Source organism: Xanthobacter sp. BG11Y11_SDJG, assembly GCF_057364445.1.
In genome coordinates this window covers 1-4,867 of record NZ_JBNFNU010000324.1, presented here as the reverse complement: position 1 = coordinate 4,867, position 4,867 = coordinate 1, and the positions used below count along the sequence as shown (strand labels likewise).

Sequence of the window (4,867 nt, the reverse complement as noted above, 5' to 3'; positions counted from 1 at the left end):
CCGCGCCTCGGCGAGGCGGTGGCGGCGGCGCGCCTCGCGCTGCTCGGCCTGCCGAAAACCGGGCCAGGGGCTGATCATCGCCCACCGTCACTATGACCGTCTCGGCGGGCATCCCTCCGGCGTGAAGGCGGAGCAGCGGCTGTTGGCGCGCATCGGCCGGCGGCGCATCCATGTGCTGCGCGCCCGGGTGCTGTTGGCCGACGGTATGAGCGAGCAGCCGGACGCGGGGCGGGGCGAGGAGGCGGGCGTTCTCCACCTAAAATAAGCCCCAGTGTGCGATAAGGTCTTGGTGGTGTCGCAGCCATCGGGCTTCATCCGCCCGCGGCGAAGCGCCGAGGGAGGGGTCCATGCTGGTGGGGCATCGTCTCGTTCGGGTCGGGTTTGCGGTGGTGTTGGCACTCACTTCGGCGGCGGCGCTGGCCCAGACCCCGCCGCCTCGGCCGCCGGCACGGCCCGAGGTGCCGGTTCCCCAGCCACGGCCCCAGCCGGCCCAAAGCGCTCCGACCCCCGCTCCGGCCCCCGTGCCGGCGCCGCAGGCCCAGGCTCCGACCGCCCGGCCTCCGCCAAGACCTTCCAGCGCGCCGAGCTGTCCGCCACTGCGCGACGCTACGAGCGCTTCCTGCGGCGCGGCGCGACGCCGCCGACCCAGCCCCTCGACAAGCTGCGGCGCGACGCCGATGCCGCCTATCAGCGCAATGACGCACGCGGCGCGGCGCAGCTCTACGCCGCCGTGGTGGTGGCGAGCCCGGACGACGCGGCCTCCTGGATGCGGCTCGCCCGCGCCCTCGCGGCCATCAAGCCCACCGAGAAGGAAAGCGCCTTCACCTTCACCGACAACGCGCTCGGCGCGGCCTACATCGCCTATCGCCGCGCCGGCACGGCGGCGCTGGAGGGCGACGCACTCGCTTTCATCGCCCGCATCGACGCCGGGCGCGGCACCTGGCGCTCGGCCATCGACACCATGAAGGCGGCGCTCGATCTGCGCGACAATGCCGCCGACCGCGCCTTCTTCGAGAAGATGAAGGAGGAGCACGGCTTCCGCATGCTCGACTACACGGTCGAATCGGATGCCGCCGCGCCGCGGGCGTGCGCGCAGTTCTCCGAAGACCTGAAGGGCGGCACCGACTTCTCCGCCTTCGTGCAGGTGGAGGGCATGGACAAGCCCGCCGTCACCGCCGAGGAGCGGCAGATCTGCGTGGAGGGCCTGAAGCACGGCGAGCACTATGAGGTGCGCCTGCGCCCCGGCATCCCCGCCGCCATCGGCGAGACCACCCGCAAGGGAGCGGAACTGTCCATCTATGTGCGCGACCGGCGCCCCGCCGCGCGCTTCGGCGGCCGCAATTACGTCCTGCCCAGCGTCGGCCAGAAGGGCATCCCCATCACCACCGTCAACACCAAGGCGGTGAAGGTCTCGATCCTGCGCATCGGCGACCGCGGCCTCGTGCCCACGGCGCTCGACGGCGAGTTCCGGCAGGCGATCGAGTTCTACGTGCGCGAGCGCCTGAAGGAGGGCGCGGCGATCCCGGTGTTCGACGGCATTCTGGAGGTGGACAGCCCGCTGAACGCCGACGTGACGACCGCCATCCCCGTCACCGAGGCGCTCGGCCAGCTCCAGAGCGGCGTCTATGTGATGACCGCCGCGCCCGACCCGGCGCCCACGTCCGAGGACGGCGACTACGAGACCATCTCCACCCAGTGGTTCATCGTCTCCGACCTCGGCCTCACCGCGGTGTCGGCGCGCGACGGCGTCCATGTGATGGTGCGCTCGCTCGGCGGCGCCGAGCCGGTGGCGGGGGTCGAGGTGCGCCTCGTCGCCAAGTCCAACGAGGTGCTCGGCACCCGCACCACCGACGCGAACGGCCTCGTCCGCTTCGACCCCGGCCTCGCGCGCGGCCCGGCGGGCCTGGAGCCCGAGGTGGTGGTGGCGCAGACCAAGGCGGGCGACTACGCCTTCCTCTCCCTCAAGGACCAGGGCTTCGACCTCACCGACCGCGGCGTCGCCGGGCGCGAGGCACCCGGGCCGCTGGATGCCTTCCTCGCCGCGGAGCGCGGCGTCTACCGTTCGGGCGAGAGCGTCCATCTCACCGCTTTGCTGCGCGACGCCAAGGGCAATGCCGCCCCCGGTTTGCCCATCACCCTCGTGCTCCAGCGCCCGGACGGCGTGGAGGACCGCCGCCTCGTCTCCGAGGACGGCGGCGCGGGCGGGCGCACGGTGGACCTGCCGCTGCTCAAGGGCGCCATGACCGGCACCTGGCGCGTCAAGGCGTTCAGCGATCCGAAGGCCGCGCCCATCGGCGAGACTACCTTCCTGCTGGAGGACTATGTCCCCGACCGGGTGGAGTTCGAGCTCTCCACCGCCGCCACCGCGGTGCCGCGCGCCGGCTCCGTGGAGGTGCTGCTGAACGGGCGCTATCTGTTCGGCGCTCCCGCCGCTTTGCTTGACGTGGAGGCGGAGAGCGAACTGCGCCTCGCGCCCGCCGGGCGCAAGGCGTTCCCCGGCTTCCTGTTCGGCAATTCCGAGGACGAGGTGCTGGCGGACCGCAACCCGGCCCCCGACGCCGCGCGCACCGACGCCAAGGGCCGCGCCAGCATCCGCTTCGGCGCCGGCACCCTGCCGCGCACCGACCGGCCGCTGGAGATCGAGGCGATCGTGCGCCTCGTGGAGGCGGGCGGGCGCGCGGTGCAGCGCACGCTCACCATCCCGGTCGCCGCCGCCGGCAGCCAGATCGGCGTGAAGCCGCTGTTCGATGCCCGCGTGCGCGAAGGCGAGCCGGCGGCGTTCGAGGTGGTGGTCGCCGCCCCCGACGACAAGCCCCGCGCGGCCAGCGGGCTCACCTGGCGCCTGTCGCGCCTGGAGACGCGCTACCAGTGGTACAAGGTGGACGGCGCCTGGCAGTACGAGCCGGTGAAGATCGTCAGCCGCGTGGGCGAGGGCCGCTTCGACGTTGCGGCGGACGCCCCCGCCCGGCTCCAGCTGCCCACCGATTTCGGCCGCTACCGGCTGGACGTGACCGGGCCGGGCCTGCCGCTCACCTCGCTGCCGTTCGAGGCCGGCTTCGGCGGCGGCGCCAGCGCCGACACGCCTGACCGCCTGGAGCTGACGCTGGGCTCCGACGCGTATGCCGCCGGCGACACGCTGGAAGCCACCATCACCGCCCGCGCCCCGGCGCCGCCACGGTGATGGTGATGAACGAAAGCGTGCTGGCCACCCGCACCCTGAAGCTGGAGAAGGGTGCCAACAAGGTGGCGTTCAAGGTGGAGCCCGGCTGGACCCCCGGCGCCTACGTGGTCGCCTTCTATCACCGCCCGCTGGATGTCGCGGCCGGCCGCATGCCGGGCCGCGCCATCGGCCTCGGCTGGTTCTCCGTCGACCGCGCCGCCCGCACCCTGAACGTGGAGCTGGGCGGCCCGGCGGAGATCCGCCCCGAGACGACGCTCGATGTTCCCGTCACCGTCACCGGGCTCACGCCCGGCGAGCAGGCTTTTGTGACGCTCGCGGCGGTGGATGTGGGCATCCTCAACCTCACCGGCTACAAGCCGCCGAACCCGGACGCCGCCATCCTCGGCCAGCGGCGGCTCGCGCCGGAGATCCGCGATCTCTACGGCGCGCTGATCGACGGCATGCGCGCCAATGCCGGGCGGCTGCGCTCCGGCGGCGACGGCGGCGAGGAGCTGACGCTGGCGAGCCCGCCCACCCAGCCGCCGCTGGCGCTGTTCTCGGGCCTCGTCGCGGTGGGGCCGGACGGCACGGCGCGCGTCTCCTTCCCCATCCCCGCCTTCGACGGAACCGTCCGGCTGATGGCCATCGCCTGGAGCGCCGACAAGCTCGGCCACGCCGCCCGCGACGTGCTGGTGCGCGACCAGGTGGTGCTGCTGCCGACCCTGCCGCGCTTCCTCGCCAATGGCGACCGCGGCTCGATCCACCTGGACGTGACGCCGATCACAGCGCCGGCGGGCGACTACCGCCTGGAGGTGACGGGCACGGGCGCGGTGGCGACCCCGGTGCCCCGGCCCGACGCTGAAGCTCGCCGCCGGCGAGCGCCAGTCCGTCCGCCTGCCGTTGGAGGGCAGGGCGGTGGGCGCCGGCTCGCTGGCGGTGCGCCTGGTCGGCCAGGGCGTCGACATCCGCCGCACCTATGCGGTGAATGTGCGTCCGGCCTATCCGGAGATCGAGCGGCGCACGGTGCGCAATCTCGCCCCCGGCGAGAGCATCACCGTCAACGCCGCTTTGGTGCAGGACCTGGTGCCCGGCACCGGGTCGGTGGCGGTGAGCGCCGCGCCGGTCTCCACCATCGACGTGCCGGCGCTGCTCTCGGCGCTCGACCGCTACCCCTATGGCTGCTCCGAGCAGATCACCAGCCGCGCGTTGCCGCTGCTCTATTTCAACGAACTGGCCCAGCTCACCGGCAAGGACACCGACCCCGGCGCCGCGGATCGCATCCGCGACGCCGTCGCCCGCGTGCTGGCGCGGCAGGGCTCGGACGGCTCGTTCGGCCTGTGGGCGGCGGGCGGCAGCGACACCTGGCTCGACGCCTACGTGACCGACTTCCTCGGCCGCGCGCGGGAGAAGGGCTATGCGGTGCCGGACATCGCCTTCCGCCTCGCGCTCGACCGGCTGCGCAACGTCGTCAACCTCGCCGGGGCGCAGTTCGACGAGGCCAGCGAGGGCCTGGCCTATGCGCTCTATGTGCTGGCCCGCAACGGCCGCGCCCCGCTGGGCGACTTGCGCTATCTCGCCGATGCGCGGCTCTCCGACATCTCCTCGCCGCTCTCGCAGGGCCAGGTGGGCGTCGGCGCTGGCACTGCTCGGCGACCGCACCCGGCGCCGATGCGGTGCTGAAGGTGGCGCTGGACGGCCTGCCCACGG

The 4,867-nt window shown here is 73.4% G+C and carries 3 protein-coding genes and 3 pseudogenes; 5 read left to right on the top strand and 1 reads right to left on the bottom strand.

Annotated features, from left to right (window positions below):
- From AC2W7M_RS19815 to AC2W7M_RS19805, 3 genes and pseudogenes are all read left to right on the top strand, one after another.
- Positions 1–265, top strand: a pseudogene (locus tag AC2W7M_RS19815) (hypothetical protein); the annotation flags it as partial.
- A 27-nt stretch (positions 266–292) separates the two neighbouring features.
- Positions 293–3,181: an MG2 domain-containing protein gene (locus tag AC2W7M_RS19810; protein ID WP_486134296.1), complete on the top strand. Its 2,889-nt coding sequence runs from the start codon at positions 293–295 to the stop codon at positions 3,179–3,181.
- Positions 3,181–3,465 (top strand): annotated as a pseudogene (locus AC2W7M_RS19805) (hypothetical protein); the annotation flags it as partial. The gene AC2W7M_RS19810 and the pseudogene AC2W7M_RS19805, both read left to right, overlap by 1 nt.
- Positions 3,466–3,599: 134 nt before the next feature.
- On the opposite strand, the gene AC2W7M_RS19800 reads toward AC2W7M_RS19805, so the two are convergent.
- The gene (locus AC2W7M_RS19800) at positions 3,600–3,770 is read right to left on the bottom strand and encodes a hypothetical protein (protein ID WP_486134294.1); all 171 of its coding nucleotides are present in this window, start codon (positions 3,768–3,770) and stop codon (positions 3,600–3,602) included.
- Here AC2W7M_RS19800 and AC2W7M_RS19795 point away from each other — a divergent pair.
- Together AC2W7M_RS19795 and AC2W7M_RS19790 are read left to right on the top strand one after the other, a co-directional pair.
- Positions 3,733–3,873: pseudogene (locus AC2W7M_RS19795) on the top strand (hypothetical protein); the annotation flags it as partial. The gene AC2W7M_RS19800 and the pseudogene AC2W7M_RS19795 overlap by 38 nt on opposite strands.
- A gap of 202 nt (positions 3,874–4,075) precedes the next feature.
- Positions 4,076–4,840, top strand: a complete 765-nt coding sequence (locus AC2W7M_RS19790) for a hypothetical protein (RefSeq protein ID WP_486134292.1) — start codon at positions 4,076–4,078, stop codon at positions 4,838–4,840.
- The last annotated feature ends 27 nt before the right edge of the window (positions 4,841–4,867 follow it).

Coding starts and splice junctions, on each gene's coding strand:
- AC2W7M_RS19800 (WP_486134294.1), bottom strand. CDS start 3,770: ATGGGGAAGGAGACGCGCGCCGTGCCGTCCGGCCCCACCGCGACGAGG.